This window comes from Arthrobacter sp. Soil_C_49, from assembly GCF_057656635.1.
The window spans coordinates 43749-63861 of record NZ_JBDGJZ010000002.1; the positions used below are offsets into that span (position 1 = coordinate 43749).

The 20113-nt window shown below is 65.5% G+C and carries 18 protein-coding genes; 9 read left to right on the plus strand and 9 right to left on the minus strand.

The genetic code is table 11. The features are described 5' to 3' along the window. The first annotated feature begins 16 nt into the window (after nt 1–16). Together AC3A4Z_RS03525 and AC3A4Z_RS03530 are read left to right on the plus strand one after the other, a co-directional pair. Nucleotides 17–514 (plus strand): hypothetical protein, encoded by a 498-nt coding sequence (locus AC3A4Z_RS03525; RefSeq protein WP_498710132.1) that lies wholly within the window; start codon nt 17–19, stop codon nt 512–514. A 167-nt stretch (nt 515–681) separates the two neighbouring features. Beyond that, nucleotides 682–1311 (plus strand): MBL fold metallo-hydrolase, encoded by a 630-nt coding sequence (locus AC3A4Z_RS03530; RefSeq protein ID WP_498710133.1) that lies wholly within the window; start codon nt 682–684, stop codon nt 1309–1311. Here the strand turns inward: AC3A4Z_RS03530 and AC3A4Z_RS03535 are convergent. The 3 genes from AC3A4Z_RS03535 to AC3A4Z_RS03545 form a co-directional block, all read right to left on the minus strand. Next, complete coding sequence (locus AC3A4Z_RS03535; RefSeq protein WP_498710134.1) at nt 1224–3905, minus strand: AMP-binding protein; 2682 nt, start codon at nt 3903–3905, stop codon at nt 1224–1226. The two genes, AC3A4Z_RS03530 and AC3A4Z_RS03535, sit on opposite strands and share 88 nt — an antisense overlap. Nucleotides 3906–3996: 91 nt before the next feature. Continuing rightward, nucleotides 3997–4131, minus strand: coding sequence for a hypothetical protein (locus AC3A4Z_RS03540; RefSeq protein ID WP_498710135.1), 135 nt, complete (start codon nt 4129–4131; stop codon nt 3997–3999). Nucleotides 4132–4770: 639 nt separating this feature from the next. Beyond that, the gene (locus AC3A4Z_RS03545) at nt 4771–5622 is read right to left on the minus strand and encodes a CAP domain-containing protein (RefSeq protein WP_498710137.1); all 852 of its coding nucleotides are present in this window, start codon (nt 5620–5622) and stop codon (nt 4771–4773) included. 713 nt (nt 5623–6335) lie between these two features. Between AC3A4Z_RS03545 and AC3A4Z_RS03550 the strand changes: the two genes are divergently transcribed. Continuing rightward, a complete protein-coding gene (locus AC3A4Z_RS03550; protein WP_498710138.1) occupies nt 6336–6812 on the plus strand; it encodes a hypothetical protein in 477 nt (158 codons plus the stop codon). 18 nt (nt 6813–6830) lie between these two features. On the opposite strand, the gene AC3A4Z_RS03555 is transcribed toward AC3A4Z_RS03550, so the two are convergent. From AC3A4Z_RS03555 to AC3A4Z_RS03565, 3 genes are all read right to left on the minus strand, one after another. After that, nucleotides 6831–7235 (minus strand): nuclear transport factor 2 family protein, encoded by a 405-nt coding sequence (locus tag AC3A4Z_RS03555; protein ID WP_498710140.1) that lies wholly within the window; start codon nt 7233–7235, stop codon nt 6831–6833. A gap of 65 nt (nt 7236–7300) precedes the next feature. After that, complete coding sequence (locus AC3A4Z_RS03560) at nt 7301–8026, minus strand: YcnI family copper-binding membrane protein (protein WP_498710142.1); 726 nt, start codon at nt 8024–8026, stop codon at nt 7301–7303. Nucleotides 8027–8106: 80 nt separating this feature from the next. Then, nucleotides 8107–10023 carry a bifunctional copper resistance protein CopD/cytochrome c oxidase assembly protein gene (locus tag AC3A4Z_RS03565; protein WP_498710144.1) on the minus strand — a complete coding sequence of 639 codons (1917 nt, stop codon included), beginning with the start codon at nt 10021–10023 and terminating at the stop codon, nt 8107–8109. Nucleotides 10024–10364: 341 nt separating this feature from the next. Here AC3A4Z_RS03565 and AC3A4Z_RS03570 point away from each other — a divergent pair, with 341 nt between their 5' ends. Beyond that, nucleotides 10365–12395: a multicopper oxidase family protein gene (locus AC3A4Z_RS03570; RefSeq protein ID WP_498710146.1), complete on the plus strand. Its 2031-nt coding sequence runs from the start codon at nt 10365–10367 to the stop codon at nt 12393–12395. A 373-nt stretch (nt 12396–12768) separates the two neighbouring features. On the opposite strand, the gene AC3A4Z_RS03575 is transcribed toward AC3A4Z_RS03570, so the two are convergent. Continuing rightward, the gene (locus AC3A4Z_RS03575; RefSeq protein ID WP_498710147.1) at nt 12769–13239 is read right to left on the minus strand and encodes an Hpt domain-containing protein; all 471 of its coding nucleotides are present in this window, start codon (nt 13237–13239) and stop codon (nt 12769–12771) included. Between the two features lie 168 nt (nt 13240–13407). Here AC3A4Z_RS03575 and AC3A4Z_RS03580 point away from each other — a divergent pair, with 168 nt between their 5' ends. The 3 genes from AC3A4Z_RS03580 (at nt 13408) to AC3A4Z_RS03590 (ending at nt 16330) form a co-directional block, all read left to right on the plus strand. Next, the gene (locus AC3A4Z_RS03580) at nt 13408–14601 is read left to right on the plus strand and encodes an acyltransferase family protein (RefSeq protein WP_498710148.1); all 1194 of its coding nucleotides are present in this window, start codon (nt 13408–13410) and stop codon (nt 14599–14601) included. Between the two features lie 355 nt (nt 14602–14956). After that, nucleotides 14957–15181, plus strand: a complete 225-nt coding sequence (locus AC3A4Z_RS03585) for a hypothetical protein (protein ID WP_498710149.1) — start codon at nt 14957–14959, stop codon at nt 15179–15181. A 318-nt stretch (nt 15182–15499) separates the two neighbouring features. After that, on the plus strand, nt 15500–16330 hold the full coding sequence (locus AC3A4Z_RS03590) for an endonuclease/exonuclease/phosphatase family protein (RefSeq protein WP_498710151.1): 831 nt from the start codon (nt 15500–15502) through the stop codon (nt 16328–16330). Between the two features lie 66 nt (nt 16331–16396). Here the strand turns inward: AC3A4Z_RS03590 and AC3A4Z_RS03595 are convergent, their stop codons facing one another. Both AC3A4Z_RS03595 and AC3A4Z_RS03600 read right to left on the minus strand, forming a co-directional pair. Next, on the minus strand, nt 16397–17206 hold the full coding sequence (locus tag AC3A4Z_RS03595; protein WP_498710152.1) for an ANTAR domain-containing protein: 810 nt from the start codon (nt 17204–17206) through the stop codon (nt 16397–16399). A gap of 333 nt (nt 17207–17539) precedes the next feature. Beyond that, nucleotides 17540–18286 carry an SDR family oxidoreductase gene (locus AC3A4Z_RS03600; RefSeq protein ID WP_498710154.1) on the minus strand — a complete coding sequence of 249 codons (747 nt, stop codon included), beginning with the start codon at nt 18284–18286 and terminating at the stop codon, nt 17540–17542. Nucleotides 18287–18321: 35 nt separating this feature from the next. Here AC3A4Z_RS03600 and AC3A4Z_RS03605 point away from each other — a divergent pair, with 35 nt between their 5' ends. Both AC3A4Z_RS03605 and AC3A4Z_RS03610 read left to right on the plus strand, forming a co-directional pair. After that, complete coding sequence (locus AC3A4Z_RS03605) at nt 18322–18639, plus strand: hypothetical protein (RefSeq protein WP_498710156.1); 318 nt, start codon at nt 18322–18324, stop codon at nt 18637–18639. A 278-nt stretch (nt 18640–18917) separates the two neighbouring features. After that, the gene (locus AC3A4Z_RS03610) at nt 18918–20108 is read left to right on the plus strand and encodes a glycosyltransferase family 2 protein (protein WP_498710157.1); all 1191 of its coding nucleotides are present in this window, start codon (nt 18918–18920) and stop codon (nt 20106–20108) included. The last annotated feature ends 5 nt before the right edge of the window (nt 20109–20113 follow it).

The window sequence follows — 20113 nt, forward strand, 5'->3', positions numbered from 1 at the left end:
GGCCAGGAAGGCGCTGTTGCCCGTATTGGCCGGGGCGCTCGCAGTGCTGCTCTCGGCGTCGGCTCCTCCGGCGATCACCGATGCCGCGTGGCAAGATCCTGGCCTTTCGACAGGCACTTTTACGGCCGCAACCATCCCCGCACCGACCCTCAATGGACAATGCAGCTACAACGGCGTACTCAACCCATACGTGCGGATCTATTGGAAGGCACCTGCTGGTTACTCGGTGAATGACGCGGAGTTGCAGGTTGCCTCTGCGGGATTGGGCTCGGTCCTGGCCCCTGTCACGGGGTACTCGGTGACGGCCAACACCACCGGTTCTGCAGTGGGGGGTTACGTCACCGACGTGCGGGTCAGCGTGGTTGACGGCCTAGTTGGATTGCTGTCTGATTTCCGGCTTGCGATTGTTATGAAGCGCTACGGGTGGACGTCCAAGGCTGCCTCGGTCAGGGCCAACGCCGGCCTCGTTCTGGGTGTCGCAGCAGACTGCGACAACGAGACGCCGGCAGGGTGAAAACTGGACGCCGTGCACCAGACCATTGCGCTGCATCACCTCCTGCTCGACGGACGCTCCGACGGATGGGATTCTGGATCATTGCACCAGGCAGCGCAGCCCTTCGGCTGAACTGGCTGGTGATTCCGGGACACATCACGGCCTTGATGTGGGACTGAGGTGAAGAAATGGATTCCCCCGCTGAAATCCGTGTAACTGCCGTTCGTGTGGCCGAGCTGCTGGCCGAAGGCGAACCGATGCCGGTCTATGTGCATGTCATCGACCACCCGGAGGCGCGCGTGCTGGTGGACACCGGAATGACCCAGGTTCATTCGGCGGTCGCCGACATGGACCCCCGCGTCTACCCCTTGAACGGGCAGGACTTCGATATCGGCAGTGTGGACATCGTGGTCAACACCCACCTGCACTTCGACCACTGCGGAGGCAACCACCTTTTCGCGGGCAAGCCCACCTATGTCCAGCGCCAGGAACTCGACGACGCCCGCAACCAGGACGACTACACCATCCCCGAATGGGTGGACCCGCCCGGGATGAACTACATCGAGGTGGACGGCGAGCTCGAACTGCTTCCCGGCCTGCGGCTCCTTCCGGCACCAGGCCACACCCGGGGCTCACAGATTGTCGTCATAGACGGAGCCGCAGGCCTCACGGTCATCGCCGGTGACTCGGCAGTGTGGTTCGACGAACTGGATAACCCCCGCACGGAGGGTCAGCTACTGATTCGCTCCCTGAACCCGGCAGCGGTTTGGTTCTCGCACGGGCACACGCCATGGAAACCTGGTTCCGTCTCTGCCTGAGCTATCGCCTTTGGACGCATCGGTGCGGGTCGCCGTCGGAGTTGGCGCTCAACCCATCCCATGGCCTTCGTGGCTGCCGCCCAATAGAGGACCCCTGCCGCAAGGGAAGCCGCGACGGCCAGGCCTTTCCGGTCCGGGTCGATGAGCGGGTACACGAGCCAGTGCGTCACATAGATGTACAGGGAGGCGCTGGCCAGCAGCGCTGTGAGCCGGTGCAGCCCCCGGGGAACCCTGATGGTGGGCACCCAGAGCAGGATGAGGAATCCGGCCAGAATGGTTGCGCAGCGGTACTGGTCCTCGAACGACGCCGGGACGGTGAACAGCGCAATGCCCGTCACGAAGGCCCGCTGCATCATCGTCCGCGACGCGGCGGCGGCCCAGCCGAGCCCGAACAGCCACAGCACCGGTCCCTGGCCCGGGTAGCGGCTGTCAATCAGGTTGAAGAGAAACGGCAGGTCAGCGGCAATGATTGCCAGGGGGAAGGCCCACGGCCACCTGCGCTGGGCGCGGTGGACGGCGGGGACCGCCAACAGCGCGGCGAGCCCGATCAGGATGTGGACGAGGATCTCGATAAACCAGAACCGGGAGTAGTCGGTCCATCCCTCCGGTCCCAGCAGGGTATTAAGCAGGAAGACGTTGGCCCAGGTGTAGGTTTCCGTCACCGCCAAGGCCAATCCGATAACGGCAACGCTGGGCACCACGATCCGGCCAATGCTCCGCAGCTGGCGCCGGAAGCGGTTGCGGCGGGTGCCGCTGAGCTGGAACCGGGCAAAGTTGTAGCCGGCGACGGCGAGCAGTACGTGGGCGGTGCCTTCCCAGTGGAAGAACCCGATGTGGGTGGAGACGATGAAGATGATGGCGACGGCGCGGAGTACGATCCCTGATTCCATGGGAGCGAACATCTTCCGGAACCGGCCGCGGAAGGATGGCGTTGCCCGGCCTGCGGGCTGGTCTGCGGACCTGCCTCGTGCTGAGGGCGCCGTAAGCTGTGGGGCGGATGTAAGTTCACCGACCGGCATCAGGTGCCAGCCCTGCGGAATCTCCCCCAAGGCACGTTCGAGCCGGACCGACGCTGCGACGTAGGACAATGAGTCGCCGCCCAGGGAAACAAACGTGTCGGTGTCGGCGATGTCCTCCACCTCAAGGACCTCAGCAAAAATCCTCCGGACGTCCACCCCGTCTTCGCGCGGTTCCAGTAACGCGCTGCCGTGGTCTTCGGCCGCGACATCCAAGGCCAGGACCGCCGCGTAATCCGGCTTTCCATTCGCGAGGCGTGGAAGGGATTCCACGGCATGCAGCCGGACGGCTGTACGCGGCACGCCCAGGTCCTGGGCAAGGGTTTTCGCCACCAGGCCAAGGTCCTGGCCGCCCTCCACGGCGGCGATCACCATGTCATCGGAGCCTGCAGCGGCAGCGGTCAAACCAAGATCACCCAGCAGCCGTTCAACCTGGCCCAGATCCACACGGAGACCGACGATCTTCACGAACCGGCTGCGTCTGCCGACGATGTCGTAGAGGCCCTGCGACCCGAGTCTGGCGAGGTCGCCGGTGTGAAGCTCTGTGATGACCCGGCCTAAGGCGAGGTCTTCCGGCTTCTCGGCGTAGCCCAGCATGACGTTGGGCCCCGAGTAGACGAGTTCGTGGGCGTCCAGCTCCGGGACGGGCTCGAGCCTGAAGGACCCGCCCGGCACTGGAACGCCAATCGAGTGGGGATGTTCTGCGGCCAGGTCAGGAGGCAGGTAGGCCATGCGGGCCGTAGCCTCGGTCTGGCCGTACATCACAAACAGGTCCCAGCCCTTACGCCGGCCCAGTTCCGCATAGGAACGCACCCGGTCCGGCGCGAGCCGTCCGCCTGCCTGGGTGATATAGCGCAGGCTGGGCACGTCCAGGTGCTCAAAGCCCACCCGTTCGAGGAGATCGAAGGTATAGGGCACCGCGGCGAAGGACGTCACCTTTTCCTCACGGACAAGTTCCCAGAAGCATGGGTCCACCACCGAGAGGTCCGTCAACGCCAGGGACGCACCCACCAGGAGGTGGCTGTTCACCACACTCATCCCGTAGCAGTAGGAGAGGGGGAGCGTGGTGGCTGCGGTATCGCTGGGCCGCAGGTGCAGGTACTGGGCGATCGCTGCGGCGTTGGCCTGAACTGACTCAGCTGACAGGCGAACAAGTTTCGGGCTGCCCGTGGATCCGGAGGTGCTCACCAGCAGCGCCAAATCAGGGTGGAGCTCATGCCGGGTCTCGTCCCGCCGGATGTCCAGTACCGCCTCACCGTCCACGGCGCGGGCCACAATGTCGGGATCGTACGCGGCAATGAGCGTTTCGGTGGCTCGTCCGCCGCCCGTGGGGAGGACGAGCAGTGGATGGCCGGAGGACAGCGCCGCGAGGTAGACCACCAGGGCCGGCAATGAGTTCTCGGCCTCAAGCGCAACCAGCCGCCGGGCAGGCCCAAGCGAATGGGTCATGTCGTCCACGAGGCCCGCCAGTTCGCGGTAGCTCACCGTGCGGTCTTTTGTCCTGATGGCGGTGCAATCTCCGAAGCCTGCCAGCGTGGCGGCGAACGAGACTCCGGCCAGCTCTGGCTGTACAGTCACCACACGGACAGTAAAGGTAACCCTTACCTAACTCAACTGGAGATAATTAGCTCACGAAACCTTTGCAAAAATTAGCTTCCGCTGCGGGGGGTCAGGCGGCCGGTTCCTCCGACGCCATCCAGGCGGCCGGGGAGGCCTCGGTGCCGACCGGCAGATCCTTGTGCTCCGCGCACCGGACTTCGGCAATCAGCGCACCGCCGCCGTCGTCCTTGTGATAGTGCGTCACGTGGTTGGTGTTCCTTCCACACGTGCCGCACAGAGCCTGGTGCTGTTTAGTCCACATCCCTGAATAATACGGCCACGGCTGTTTCGCGGAAGTAAATCTCCGGAAACGTGCGGAATCCCGCACCTGATCGCCTGCGGGGGGAAAATTCTTCAGCACAACCCCTTTACGCGCACCGGACCCGTCACTAGAGTTCATAATCCGGATGGACGCCGGGGGGCGTCTGGAGAGGGGGAATGCATCAAGGCTGACCTAAACCAGAAGACACATGACCACTACGTTGAAAGCCCCTCCTAGGAGGGGCCTTCTCCTTGTCGGCCTTGAAGACCGTCGCGCCCTAGGGTACGTCCCGTCGTCGCACGCCTGCCCGGTACCCGCCTGAACTGGGCGGATAATTTCCATCAACTTTCCTTTGCGCCACCCCTTTACTGGCGCCCGGCCCGTTATTACAGTCAGTTCTTGTCATAGTCCGGAGGGGCGCTGGGAGGCGTCCGGGAAGGGGGAGTGCATCACCGCTGACCGATACCAGAAGACCATTGACCTTAACGTTGGAAGCCCCTCCTAGGAGGGGCTTTCCCTTTGCCCGTCCGGGCTCCTGCCCGCAGACAAGGCACGACGGCGGCAGGTCGCCGTCGTGCCTTCTTACTTCCCGTAGGTGGCGAAGTTCTGCGTGGCCACCAACTGCGCCCCGTACGGGCTTCCGGCCGAGAGCCGGGCCCAGCCGAAACCGAAGTCCGTCAGTGCGGCGTTGAGCATGTTGGCGTTGTGGCCGGGGGAGGCCTTCCAGGCAGCGAAGAGCGCATCGGCATCGGCGTTGACCGCGATGTTCTCGGCGGAACGGGTCCAGCCGGAGGGGATCTGGGCGGCTGCATCCGGGTTGTGCCGGAACCCGGTGCTGCCCTGGGCATTGATGTCAGTCATCATGGTGTTCGACCAGTTCTGCGCCACGGATTCGAGTCCGGCGTTGTACCGCAGCGGGGCGAGGCCGTTGGCCACCCGGTAGCCGTTGATGAGCTCGAAGGACCGCTGTGCCACCGCGTTGGACGGTGTGCCGCCGCCTGCCGGAGCTGCGGGGGCCGGAGCCGGTGCAGCCGGAGCGGGGGCTTGAGGCGCCGGAGCCGCGGGAGCTGCGGGTGCCGGCGCGGGAGCGGCCGCTGCAGGAGCGGGAGCTTGCACCGCGGGAACCTGGACCTGGGCCGGATCTGGAGCAGGAGCCGGCTCCTCAGCCGGGGCGGCGCTCGGCGATTCGGGAACCGCCGCCGGAGGGGACGTGGCCGGAGCGGCAGCAGGGGAAGACGTTGAGGGGGCCGGTGTGGGCGAGTCAGTAGCGGCGGGCGCCGCCGAAGCGGGGGACTGGGCGCCGGCGGTGATCCAGTTCCACCAGCCGAAAGGCCAGGAGTCGGCGCCGGCAGGAGCGGAAGCTCCGATCAGCAGCCCGCCGGCCAGAACCAGGGTGATCAGAGGGGCAGCGATGTATCTCTTGTCCTTTAACACCCGGAGAACAGTACCTACTGCCCGCGCCACACCTCATATCCAGTGATTCTGCTCACTTCTTAAAGGACTTTCGTGGCATCTAATTCTGCTGGATAGTCCCGCTGGCAGGTAACCCCGGCTTTATGAAACGCGTACCGACTACTCGAGCGGAAACCGACGCCACCGCCATAGGGTGATGAGCGGAGCCGGCGGCGATCGGCGTTCGGACTGAGACCACGACCGCCTCCCCCCAGCCGCCGCCGGCTCCGCACCCTCTCATGCGCGGCAGATTCCGTGGCCTCGCGAGGCTCAAGATCGACACAATAAACCCCGAAGATGGACGAACGCCCTTCCGCCTGATCCGCGGGCTTCCTAGAGTGTCCCTACACGGCATCAGAACATCGACGTCAAGGGGGACGTACGTATGGCCACCAATAGTCCGCTCACGCCAACAGAAGCGCAGTCCATGGAGCCGCGAACGCCGGCTCCTGTGCCCGCTCCACCCAAGACCCGCCTGGTAAGGCCCTGCGCAGCACCACAATCCAGGTCTTCCAGGGGCCGTGAGCATGAGGTGCAGCGCCTGATCCGCGACCTCGCTGCCCTTGCGGCCAACCGTCGTCCATCCGTTTCATAGGCAGGTCCGTCCATAGCTTTGAAATCGTTTGGGCTGTGGCCTGTTCCTCTGGTGCCGCCCACCCTAAGCTATGGGCATCCATCGCAACCAGGAGGCACCCATGCGCACTGCAGAACCGATGACCGAAGCCGAGCAGCTCCACCATCTCTTGGAGAACGTTGCAACCCGCTGGGCCAGGGGCAAGGAATGGGCCACCCCCGGCGTACAGGCTGCCCTGCAACGGGCGGTAGCAGGGCTGGACACCGGCATCGAAACCGCGTCCCCGCGCCTGCAAACGCTTTTGCGCCGGCTGGCGGACGAGCTGGCGGGCGGGGTGGAGACGCTGACTCCGCGGGTTCAGGAACAGTTGAAGCGGGTTGGACCCAAAGCTGCTGCTCCCGTTCCGGCTGAAACGGGGCCTTCAGCGGGCAGGAAGCTGTGGTGGGCCGGCGGGCTGCTGCTTGTCGTCGCGGCCGGTGTGGCCGCATGGCGCTCCATGCAGGCATCCAGGGAAGAACCTGCTCCCTCGCTGACCGTGCAGGAGACGGGCAGCAAAACGTCCGACGACGACCCGGACCTCGCGTCGGGCCGGATGTAGAGCTGCGTGCTGGGGTCCTCAGGGAGAGCCGGTGATGGTGTCGCCGTGCCGGTGGGCCACTTTCCACGCACCGTCCTCGCGGCGGTAAATCTGGGTTGCCCGGAGCACGTAGCTGCGGGGTTCGCCGTCCACTGAGGCTGACGTGTGTTCCAGTCCCGCGGTGTATGCCATGTCGCCCACCACGTCGTAGGCGAGCAGCTCGAACCTGTATGACGTGCAGTCGGAGAACTGCTTGGCAAGGCCGGTGAACAGGTCGTTCAGTTCCTGCTGCCCGAAGGCGTTGCGCCATGCGCCCAGGACGCTTACTGGTTCGTTGCGGGACCAGAGTGCCCTGCGCGGTGCGGCATCACCGTTGTGGATGGCCAGCTCAGCATTGTGCAGCTCCGTCCGCACCCAGGCCAGGAAATCGGCACGATCGCTCATGCCACCAGTATGATCCCGGACCTGCAACTACGGCGAGGTCCCTGGGCCGTAGCTGGGGTTCTTGGCTATGGCTTCCGCGGTGAACGCGTCCGGACGAGGGCTGCGGTTCCCAGCGCCAGGCCCAGGATTCCCGTGCCCAAGCCGGCAAAACCCAGGGTGTTGTCTGCCGCCGGCGTCACCGCTGCAGTTGCCGAGAGTTCTGCCGTTTCTGCAGCGGGGGCTGCGGTGCCGTGTCCGTCGTGGGCCGCGGTAGTGACGAAGGAGGGGGCGGGCTCCTCTGGTTCGCCTTGGCCCTCGACCACGGGATCATCCCAGTTCCGGACGCTGCCGTCGGAGTAGGACTGGGCCACGGGCAGCGTCACGGTGGTGCCGGACTTTGGAAGCCTGCCGACGGACAACGAGAACACCTGGTACTGGTCATTGCTTAACTGGTCTTCCACGCGGTTGGCAGTCCAGGTTACGGAGAGTGCGGCTTCGGTGATGGTGGCCCCCTCAACCGTCACCGGCTGGGGCAACGCTCCGCGGACGATTTCAGCCGTCCATCCCGGGACAGGCTTCACCCGCACCGAGGTGAACGGGGTAGCGGTAGGCAGGTCCACTGTGATTTTGCTGGTTGTGGCGGTCTTGGATTCACTGGGGACTTTGAATGCCAGCTGAGTGTAGCCGCTTTCGCTCGTGCTGTCCGGAGTCACCGAGACGTGGGCGGAGGCGGGCCCGAGTCCAAAGGCCATGAGAGCTGCAGTGGCTGCCCCTACGGCAGCGACTTTCATGGAACGGGTTGCTGAGTTCATGGGGATTTCCTCTGCTGATGCTGGCCGGAAGACGCCGGGCCGGGTGATGGGATGGGGAAGGGGCAAGCTTTGGGAGTGGCTCAGTTCGCCAAATCCAGCTGCAGGTCCTGGGCGGTTTCCGGGCGTTCTGGATCGAGAGGCCAGCGATTTCCGTTACGCCGGGTGCTGACGATCATCGCGGCGGTAATAGCCAGCGACGCTGCCGCGACGGACCACATTATGGTGCCGCCCAAGTCCGCGGCTGCAGCGGGCGAGAGCCCCCACGGTTTGCCGACGGCGGTAAACCAGGGCACTTCCATCGACGGTGCCTGCTCCGTGAGTTTCCAGCCACCGAAGGCGTAGAGTGCTGCTGTTCCGGCCAAGGCAAGCAGCCGCCCGTAGGTGGTGCTGGTGCCGGGGTCCCGCATTCCGGTCAGTGCGGCGGTAGTGAGGCAGCCGCTCAGGAGGGCGAGCAGGGTCATGGCGCTGTAGCCGACTTGTCCTACGGCTGCCCATTCCAGGAGCGGGGAGTAGTAGATGGCGAAGAGGGAGGCAGCGAGGATGAAGATGGTCAGGACCGGGTCTTTGCGCAGCATTGCCAGTGCCGGTTGCGCCGAACGGTCCACGAACTCTTTGATCCCCGTGCTGCCGTCTGTCCTGGCCCGGATTGCGAGTTGGGCAAGGGTCAGTGGGGCGGCTGAAACCAGTAACAGCGGTACGACGGCGGTGAGCAGCATCTGGGTCAATACGTGGGCGTTGAACAGGTAGCCCTGGTAGAGGTGCACGCCGCCGTTCGTGACCATAAACAGGACGGCCACCCCCGCCAGCCACAACACGGTCCGGTACAGCGGCCAGCCTCTGCCGGCTGCGTGGAGCCGACTCACGCCAGCCAGATAGGCAAAGACAGCGAAACCGCAGGCCAGGCTCCACAACGGATCAGGAGCCCACCCGGTGGTGAATTCCCAGAGGCCCGGCTCCGGCAGCACTGAAACAAATTCCTGTGCGCCCACTTTCCGGACAGCAAGGGCACCTGTGCTGGCCGGCGGCTCTGTTCGCGCAAGGGCCGCGGCCATTCCGGAAGCCGCCCCCATAACCGCCAGCTCGGCAACCGCGAGGAAGGCGAACTGCCTGCCGCCGCGGCCCGGGTTGCTCTCCATCCGATTGATCGACCAACGCCGGTGCACAGCGCCGAGTACACCGAGAATGACGAATATTCCGGCCTTGGCCATGACGATGATGCCGTAGGGGCTGAGCAGTGCTTCAACGGTACTTACTCTCACCAGGGCGCCCAGGACTCCGGTGGCAGCGAGGGAGATGAAGCAGATCAACGCCAGCGTCGAGTACCGCCGTACAGTCACCACCAACTGGTCATGAGGCAGCACGCGCCGCAGCGCCAGCAGCACCAGCAGGCCGCCCACCCAGACCGCGGCGGCAGCCGCGTGCAGGAAGATCGCGGTGGTGCTGTCCGCATGATCGGTGCCTCCAGCGGCATGGGACTTCATTACAAGCGGCAGCAGGCCGGCGAAAGCGGCAACGGCGGTGCCGGCCAGAAAGCGGGGGCTGCGCGGCCGGAAACATGATGCTGCCACCGCTGCGGCAATCAGGGTGGTCAAAGCGCCGGCGCGGCCGGCATCGATCCTGGTGACATAGGTCAGGAATGCCTCACCGAGGCCCTCAGAAGGTGCAGTGTTGGCAATGAATAAGAAGCTTGCGTAGGTGTGCAGCGCGGCACTGCCGGCCCAGGCAACTGCTGACCAACCGGCAAACCGAAGTGCCGCTGCGTCAGCGGTTCCGCCGCGGGGGAGAGCGAAAACCGCCAGTGTGAGAGCCCCAATGGTCCCGGCGCTCGCAACGTTGAACACCAGCTTCGCTGCCGGCAGGCCCCAAATGACTAGCGGGCCTGCCCTGTCCAACAGGCCCGGAACCGAGCCGCCGCCATAGCTGTACGCCCACGCGAGTGCCAGTACCCCGGCGCCCAGGAGGGCCATCCATGCCCGCATCTGTATTCTCGGCGACATCGTGCCCCTCCCGCGTCCTGCCAGGCCTTGATTTCGCTGCGCACCAACGTGGCCCCTGACTGCCTGCAAGCTTTGCGTGCGCCACTTGGGAAATCCTTGGCATGGCGTCGGAACCACAGGGCAGGGCTCCCTAGGTTTTCCGCAAGCCGTCGGTGTGAAGGTGTCCCTATCCGGAAACGACGTCAGCCCCCAGCCCCGTTCCGGCCGGAGCCGGCCCGGGTATCGCACCCCAGAATGCGGTCCCCGGGCCGGCTACTTATTTGTCCGGGTCCCGCTCGCTCCCCGAGGCGGTCCCAGATTTCCCCAACGTTTTCGCACTGTGGTTCCCCCACTCTTTGTTCATGACCATTACACGCCGTCAGGCAATGCAAATAGGTGGGATCGGAATCATCGGCGCCTTTGGGCTTGCGGTGCCATTACGGTCCGTCGATGCCAAGTCCGCGAGCCAGCTCGCTTCCCGCAACATGCCCAAGCCCTACCAGGGAACTTTGACCATTCCGTCGGTGCTTCCCTACTCCCGGACCACGATGGACGCCGACGGCCACGTCCGGCGCCACTACCGCATCCAGCAAAAGCTCGGGTTGGCCAACATAGTGCCGGGGCTGAGTACGCCCATCCTTGGGTACAACGGGACGTTCCCGGGCCCGACGATCAAGGTGAACCAGGGCGAACGTATCACTTTGATGATGGACAACGTGCTGCCGCTGCTCCACCCGCAATGGGGGTACCGGCTTGATACGTCCACGCACCTGCATGGTTCGGCGTCGCTGCCGCAGTTCGACGGGTACGCGAACGATGTGACCGGGCTGGGTTACTGCAAAGACTACGAGTACCCCAACTTCCAGCCGGCGCGGACGCTCTGGTACCACGACCACGCCGTCCACAACACGGCGCAGAGTGTCTATTCGGGGCTGGCCGGTCAGTACCACCTGCATGACGACGTCGAACGGAACCTCCTGCCCCAAGGCCAGTTCGATGTGCCGCTCACTATCTCCGACGCCATGTTCGCCGCCAACGGCTCCCTGGCTTATGACGACAACACCCACTCCGGCCTCTGGGGAGACGTCATCCTGGTCAACGGGACCCCGTGGCCCGTGATGAAGGTCCAGCGCAGGATCTACCGGTTCCGGATCCTCAACGCTTCCATCTCCCGCTCCTACCGTTTCTCCCTCAGCACAGGGGATCCCGTCACCATGGTGGCCACGGACGGCGGGCTGATGCCCGCGGCGCAGCAAGTGTCCTCCTGGCGGCACGCCGGCGCGGAACGCTACGAGATTCTCATCGATTTTTCCAAGTACCCGGCCGGAAAGCGGGTGGAGCTGCGCAACCTGTCCAACGACAACAACGTGGACTACGACTACACCGGCAAAGTCATGGCCTTTGATGTGACGGGTGACCCGGTGGATACCTCCGGGCCGGCAGCAAAAGTCATGCCGACACTGCTCGCCTCGAGCACCGCCATGAGCCTGACAACATCCCAATCGGTGAAGACGCGGCAGATGCGCGTGAAGCGGGACAACGATATCTGGACCATCGGCGGCATGACGTGGGACGAGGTGGTCGAAAGCGGCTACCGGAAGGTCCTCGCAGATCCGGACCTGGATGATGTGGAAATCTGGGAAATTGAAAACAGCTCGGGCGGATGGTTCCATCCGGTGCACGTCCACCTGGTGGACTTCCAGATCCTGAGCCGCAACGGCCGGGCACCCTTCAGCTACGAACGCGGACCCAAAGACGTCGTTTACGTCGGCGAAGGCGAAACGGTCAGGCTGCTGATGAAGTTCGAGCACCAGCGCGGCAGGTACATGATCCACTGCCACAACCTCCCGCACGAGGACCACGACATGATGGCCCAGTTCAGCGTGGGCATCGACACCAACGATCCGGACCCCAACCATCCCATCGAGGCCGCGCGGCCGCACCCGATCGAGCCAACCGCACCAGCGGGGGCAACGGCAGAGGCCCCCGCATCGGCAGCCACCGAACCGGCAACGGGCGGCTCAACCGGGACTACCGAAGCGTCGGAGGCTGCGGTGCCAACCACCTCCCCGGCAGCGACGGAGCCGGCGGCAGCAACGCCCGCGGTGCAGAAGGACGTTGTCACCATCACCACCGCCCGGCACCGCCTCAACAAGGACATGGACTTCGCAGGCACCTCCAGGATCGACGGGACGGTTCCTGCCGGTTCCGGCTCGGTCACGCTCTACGACGTCTCGCCCGGACGTACCATCACCACGCTGGGAACCGCCGTCATCAATTCCTTGGGGGGCTGGTCCCTGTCAGCTAAGCCTGGCCCTGCCCAGCAGGTCACGTCCGTGAAGGCCGAATCCTCCCGGGGCGGAAGTGCCACCCGCAGGGTGGATACGAACTGACAGGCGGACTCGCCCGCATGGGCAACACCAACGGGACCGTTGGTGTTGCCCATGCGGGATCCGTCCTGCTGTGCCCCGGACGTGGAGTGCTTCGCATTTCTGGTCGCGGAACGCGTCAACGGTCGGGATGCCAGCGGACGATTTGGCGAATAGCAGCCTTGCTGCGGCCGTCTTCGACGAAGGCGTCCTTGTCGATCGGCGCCGGGCTGGGTGCGAAGAGATTAACGCCGAAAAGGTTGACCCCGAAAGTGGGGATCCCGCGGCAACCAGCGGAATGGTGGGCCCCAGGCCCGGCGCTCTGGCGCAGATGGAGCCTGGGATCACGCCCGACAGCTTCGGAAATCCGGCGCCGCTGACCCAACGGAGGTACGCGCTAGGGCGTCCTCTTCAGGTGTGACTCGAGGATGTAGCAGGTCTGTCCCGCGCGCTGAAGGATCCGCGGCAGATGCTCCGCTGCCAGCCAGGGCAGGACTCCGGAGGGATCACGGTCACGGGTGGCCTCGCGCACAGCCACCTCAAGGTCCCCGACGAGGGCGGCGAGGCGTTCCGCGCCCACCTGCTGGCTCGCGGTTTTGATACTGAGGAGCGCGTCGATGGCGCCGGCGAGATCCCCGGTGGTCATGGCAAGGCGCAGCCTGTCCGTTTTCAGGGGGAGGGCCGCAATGAAGTTCTTGACGAACACCCGCCAGACTTCTTCATAGTCATCGAGGTCCGCCCGCAGCTTGTCCAGCACCGCGTGGTCCAGGAGGGGCAGGCTGGAGGAGCCATGGGCGCCCGTCGACGGCGAATGGCCGCCCGGATAGGTGCTGACCAGGGTGTGCAGCGGTGCAGTGGTTGCTCTCATGCTGGAACGGTACGAGGTGGATGTTGGGGGAACCCTGCATGCTCCCGTGGACGGTCCTAGCCTTTCCCAAGGTGCCGCTTTCCGAGCGTTCACCCAGCTTTTGCCCAGCGCAGTTATGGAAACGTTATATATGCTTGCTTAGTGGTTTTTAGGTCAAGCAGTGGAAATGTGTCAGCTTTGGAACGCCCGGAAGTGCCCCAGTCCGGGCTCATTTCCGGGCGCAAGCACGCCCTGGACGGCCTCCGGACCGTTGCCGTGGCGTTCGTCTTTCTCTTTCATGCCGCCACCGGACTCGTCCCCGGCGGATCTATCGGAGTGGACGTCTTCTTCACCCTCAGCGGCTTTGTGATCACCCTCCTGATCATGAAGGAATACCTCGCCACCGGCGGGCTCCGCCTGGGCATCTTCTACGCCAAGCGGCTCGCACGGCTGTGGCCCGCGCTCCTGGCACTGTGCGGAGTGATCGTCGCGGTGGGCCTGGTGTTTCCCGCGTCGAAGTGGGCCGGTCAGGAAGGCTTCGTCCTGCCCGCCGCCGGTTACGTGATGAACCTGGCGCACTTCGGCATGTTCGGCGGCTCGATCACCGGTGAGACCCTCGGCCCCACGTGGACTCTTGCCGTGGAGGAACAGTTCTACCTGGTGTGGCCGCTGTTGCTCCTGGTCCTGCTGCGGTTCTGGAAGCTCCGGACGGTCGCCTGGATCACCGCCGGCCTGGCCGCGGCGTTCCTGCTGGAGCGGTTCGCCCTGGTCCTGGCCGGGGCGCCGCTGAACCGCCTCTACAACGGGCCCGACACCAGGGCCGATGAACTGCTGATCGGCTGCACCCTGGCGCTCGTTTTCGCGCTGGTCCGGCCCGGCTCCCGGTTCCACGCCTCCCTCCTTGGCGCTGTCCGCTGGGCGGGCCCGCCGGCAGCGCTCATCCTGCTGGCCGCCGTGTTCCTGCTGCAGGAGCCGAACACTCCAGGCCTGTGGTTCAGCGCCTTCTGGACAGCCGGGCCCACCGTGCTGGCGCTGCTGGCGGCAGTGGCCATCGGCTGGCTGGTCCTTCGCCCGGCCAACTTCACCGCACGGATCTTGAGCCACCCCTGGCTCGCCGGCCCCGGCCGCGACCTGTCCTACGCCATGTACCTCTGGCACCTGCCCGTCTACCTGCTGCTGATGCCGCTGGTCCCGTCACTGTGGCTCCGCGTTCCGCTCGCGGCAGCACTGACAGTAGCGCTCGCCTACGTGTCCTTCCGGGTGGTGGAAACGCCCCTGCGGCGCTGGGCGAACAAAAGGCTGGACGCCGCCGTCGTCCGCCCCTCTCCCGTACCCGCGCTGGAACGGGAGCCGGAACTCGTTTCCGCGGAGCGGGCTTCGTAAGCGGCGCGTACCCGGCTACCCAGTTGGCTGCCCCTAACGCCAGCAACTCCCTAACCTTCCGCGCCAAGGCAAGTTAGGGATCGACACCCGTGCCGTGGGGGAGGACGCTGGGACTACGCCACGGTACTGCCGTGAGCGTTGCAGCGTGGCAGGGGGACGAGTGATGGACGTGCAGGCTTCGAGAAAGGTCCGGAGCCCGCATCCGGCTGCGCCGGACCCGGCCCCTAACGGCGTAAGTGCCCCTAAGGCCTGTGCAGTGCTCCGGTGTCCGAACCCCGGCTCTGCAATTGTTGACTTCGGTCAGGACCAGGCCGCCGGTCAGGAGCTTCCTGTCTGCGCCGAGCACAAGGCGCTCATGGATTCCGGCGCCCCCTGGGACTTGGAGGGACGCGCCGTGGTGATCGGCCAGGACATGCCGCCGGCGGCGACCGGATGGCGGGCGCGCCCCAGCGCCGGGGCCGACGGTTTTGCGCTGTCCCTGGAGATCGCCGGGCAGTCCGAGGCCATGCATGTCTTCGTGCGGGGTGACCAGGCCAGGGCGCTCGCAGCCTTCATCACTGCAGCCAACGGCGAGGGCTGAGCTGTCCCTCACGGGTTCAGCGCTCGCGGATCCGCTGGAGCCATTCGGCAATATGGGCCTGGACGAGTTCCGGCTGCTCGTGGAGCAGGGCGTGGCCGGCGCGGTCCAAGACCGGGTTCGAGGGCGCCGGCCACCTCGCGGTGGTCCACGCCGGCGCCATGCAGGGCGAGGACCGGCACGCCGTTGCCGTACTCCGCGCAGTGCACAGGCACACCGCCCACCCTGACCTCCATGCAGCAAGTGTAGGCAGCCGGCCGGGCGGCTGTAGGGGCGGTACTAGACTTCCCGGCATGGAGACGCGGGTCCAAAGGAGGACGCATGGCTCGTGACCTTGACATCCCGCCCACGTTCTACGGCCAGCTGATCGAGACCAGCGTACGGGTTGTCACCTGGAATGTCTGGGGACTCTATGGTCCGTGGGAGGAACGTGAGGCGGCAATTACTGCCACCCTGGCAGCTGCCCGGCCCGACGTCGTCGTACTGGCTGAAGCCTGGGCCAAAGGCAATGACAGCCAGGGCGCCAGGCTGGCGGGACCGCTCGGACTGCCGCACCACGCGTTCAGTGGCGTCCAAGCGCAGGAAGACGAGGCCGCGCTGTCCGGGGTCGCGGTGATGTCACGGTGGCCGATCACTTCACAGGCCAGCAGGACTTTCGGCGCACTGCGCGTCCAGCAGGCGGAAATCGCCGGCCCGCGCGGCCCCCTTCAGGTGTGCGGCGTGGTGATGGACGCCTGGTGGCTGGACCAAAGCCGGGAGCGCCAGGACTCCGTGCGGGGCATGCTCGAACACCTGCACGCGTCTCAGGATGACAGCACTCCGTTGGTTGTGTGCGGCGACTTCAACGCGGATCCGGACAGCGACGAGATCCGGATGATCACGGGCCGGACCGCCGCGCCGGCTCCCGGACTGTCCTTCTACGACGCGTGGGAAGTGGCCGGCGGAGAGGCGCGTGGCTCCACCTGGTCCACTGCCAACTCCTGGGCTACCCAGCTGCTGTGGCCGGACCGCCGGATCGACTACATCTTCAGTGCGGCGCCACGGCGCGGCGGGGCCGGGCACCCTCTTGCCGCGGAACTGCTGGGCACCGGGCCGGTGGAGGGAATGTTTCCGTCGGACCACTTCGCTCTGCAGGCGGCCCTGCGGTACTGAGACAGGTTTTACGAGCCCCCGAAATCCGGGTATCTGCCTAAAACCCTGACGAGTTGGCGGAGGGGCTCAGACCTGGAACCGGGTGCCGGGCGGGCCGCTGGGCATCGTCTTCAGGATGCCTTCGGCCACCTCGCGGACCTGCTTGTTCCGCTGGCTCGACGCGTTGGCCAGCAAGCCGAAGGCCTCCGTGTACGAACACCGGTTCCGGCCCATAATCACGCCGCAGGCAACGTCGATGGACGTCCGGCTTTCCAGCAGGCGCTTCAGGTTGTCCCCGGCGGAGCGGACGCTCCGGACCTCCAGCGCCAGTTTCAGGCTCTGGGATGCAACCCCGGCGAACCAGCTGGCACGGCTGACCACGTCCGCGCCGAACCGCACGTCCGGGGGTGCGAAGAATGCCAGAGCGGCGGTGCTGCCGGGCTCCAGCCGGAGCGGGACGGCCAGCACCTCACCATAGCCGGCTTCGAGGAACCGCCGCCGGTAAGCGTCCCAGCGAGCTGCGGTTCCGGCTGCCTCCACCACAACGGGACCATCGGCGGCTACCGCGTGGGCCAGCGGCCCGCCGTCGAGTTCCTGCTCGAGGTAACCGAGCCCTGCGGCGCGGCCGTTGTTGGCTGCCCGGATGGGAGCCCGCTGGGCCGGGGCCAGCATGGCCGCGCAGTCAACCTGCACCCCGGCGAAATCGGTCAGGGCCACCGAGGCTGCCTCGGCCAGCCGCCGCAGTGACGCCGCGTCCGAGTCCGCATCCGTGCTGAGGTCCAGAAGGAACCCGGACGGCGCCGGCCACGGCCGTGAAGCGGCTGAGCCCGCCCCAACCTGCCGCCCGCCGTCGTCTTTCAGCACCTGCCTGCCGGTGCCTGTCACGTGTATCGTCACCCGAGCCCCCCGTTCGAACCCACCTGCCCGGAGTTGTTCGCGGGCTGCCCTTCGAACATATGGCGCGCCGGCGGGGGGAGGCACGAGTAGTGAGTACTCGAATTTTTGCGGGTTTGTGGGAAGTACCTGTTTCACGCGGTTCCGGCGTTGAAGTGAAAGCGCAGGGTCAAGAGGTGAGGGCGTAGCCTTCCTGGACCCAGGCCAGCAGTTCGCCGTCGAGCTCCGACGGGTCCTTCAGGATGAAACGGGGTCGCCGTCGATACGTTCCCTTGCCGTGCGCGCCATCGGGCCAGCATATGCCGGAGCGGATACGTGCAGCACGTGCCCGCAGTCTTAGGTATTGCTGGCTTCCAGCCATTCCGCGAATGTCTGGCGTCCGACGGCGGCACCCGCCGCCGGGATCAGCCCGCCTTTGCGCATGGCCCTGCCCATGGGGCCGGGGACGTGCAGCGGGACGATCCGCTTCTTCCGCCCGGTTTTGGTGAGGTAGGCCTTGACCAGGCTTTTCAGCTGTTCGGCCTTGGGCCCGCCCAGGTCCGGAACGCGTCCCTTCGGCCCGGCCTCGGCTGCGTCCACCAGGGCCATGGCCACCTCCCGTGCCGCCACCGGCTGCGTGAACATGGTGGGTAAAAATACCAGCGGGCCAGCGGAGGCTGTGTTGACGGCCATAGGCACAAACTCGTGGAACTGGGTGGACCGCAAGAGGGTCCAGGGGATGCCGCCGTGCCTGACTTCGTCCTCCTGTACCAGTTTTCCGGCATAGAGGCCCGAGTTGGCTTGGTCGATGCCCACGATGGACAGCGCGACGTGGTGCTTCACGCCCGCCTTCTTCTCCGCTGCCAGCAGGTTCTGCGTTGCGTTGGTGAAGAAGTCCACGGCCTTCTTGGTGGAAGCGGTCTGGATGCCCGAGACGTCGATGACGGCGTCCGCGCCCTCGAGGGCCTGGGCCAGGCCGCGGCCGTTGACCAGGTCCACGCCTTCCGCGCGGCTGAGGCTCACGACGTCGTGGCCGCGCTCCCTGGCGACGGCCACCACGTGGCGGCCTGCTGTACCGGTTCCCCCTGCAACGGCAATCCTCATGGAAGAAATCCTATGCCTGTTGGGGCCTGCCCACTGTGAGCAGCACCACCTGCGGCGGACGTTTCGTGCGGCAGAAATCCCTGGGCTCTCGACAACTGCGCGCCGGTACCCGGGCTTGCGGCCATGCTGCTGCCCAAGAAGCTGTCCTTACCTGGCGTGCCCTGTGTTGCGTTCGAAAACAAAAGCCTTGCCTGTGGCATCGAATACATTTCAGGAAAAACCTCAAGCAAACCATCATGACCGGTCAAGAATTAGGCGAATTTGGTATTCCCTGCGAATTATGTGAGCAGGATTACATCTTTCACGGCCGCGCGTTTGCGGGTTTCTGGAAATTGTTCCGGTATGCCAGGTGAATTATATGCAGCACAAGCCGGTGGGAACTGCAGCGAGATGTGCTGCCTGCAAGGGAGCGTGCGCAGGTCCGTTTGACCTGCGGCAACTCTTATATTGCGTAAGAGGGCCAATTTCGTTGGTTGCATCTTTCAGGTTAGGGTGCACCCTTTATGTGTTGATCCAGAATTGAGGGTAATTGACGGAAACTTGATGCGGTGTGGGGGCAAATTCTGAGTCAGGGGCTATTAGCTGGATTTCACATCCCGCCGTGATTTCGAATTCCAGAAGGAGACCTCCCGTGTCCATCGCCTTGCCCCAGGCAGCCGAAGAAGCGGTGCCTTCCCGCGCCCCTGCCCTGCGGGAGCGCGTGCGCACGGCGGCGGACCCAAGCGCTGCAGCGGCCGGTCCAGGCCTTGGCCTGCGGGTGGTGGTGCTGGTGCCGGCCTATAACGAGGCAGGGTCCATCGGGGCCACCCTGGACGGGCTGATGGGCCAGGAACGGCCGGCAGACCTGATCGTGGTGGTCCCGAACGGCTGCACGGACGCCACCGCCTGGGAGGCCCGGAAGTACCCCGTCACGGTGATGGAGCTGCCCCGACTGGAGCACCGCAAATCCGAGGCGCTCAACCGGGCCTGGGCACAACACGCCTACGACGCGGACGTGGTGGTCTGCCTCGATGCTGACACCGTGCTGCCGCCGAACGCGCTGGCAGCCTGGGAGCGCGAATTCGCCGATGAAGCAGGTGCCCGCCTCGGCGGGTCTTCCTCAAAGTTCACCATGCAGGACCCCGGGCTGCTGAGCCGGCTGCAAAAGGCCGAGTTCGCCACCTGGACCGACACCGCCCTGCGCCGCGGGCAAACCAGCGTGCTGGCCGGAACCGGGTGCGCCATCAACAATGCGGTCCTGCGTCACATCGCTGCCCGGGATGACAGGGAAGGGCCCTGGGTGTACACCTCCCAGGTTGAGGACTTCGAATTGACGTACCGGATCCGGGAACTCGGGTACGTCTGCCAGGTCTCACCGGACGTGCGCGCCTACACCGATTCCATGAAGTCCGTCAAAGCCCTCTGGGGCCAGCGGATGACATGGCAGGTGGGCACGGTTGAGGACCTGCTGGACCTGGGTGTCAACAGGCTGACGCTGCGGGACTGGGCCCAGCAGGCCATGGGGCTGCTGGGCGTCGTCCTCAAGGTCCTCTGGATCGCCGTCATCGTCCTGGCAGTGACCCTCAACGTGTTCCACGTGGTCCTGTTCTGGTGGCTGTTACCCGTCCTGTTCGTGGCGCTGGACATCAAACGGGCCCTCCGGATCCCGCACCGGGACTGGAAGGACATCCTGATAGCGGCCACCTTCTTCCCGCAGGAATTGTTCATGTGGCTGCGCTCCGGCTGGTTCCTGGCCTCCTGGTGCGCAGTCCTGACCACCAAGATCACCCGGCGGCGCATCGACCGCTGGGAAGCGCAATACACAGCAGAGGAAATTAACTAACAATG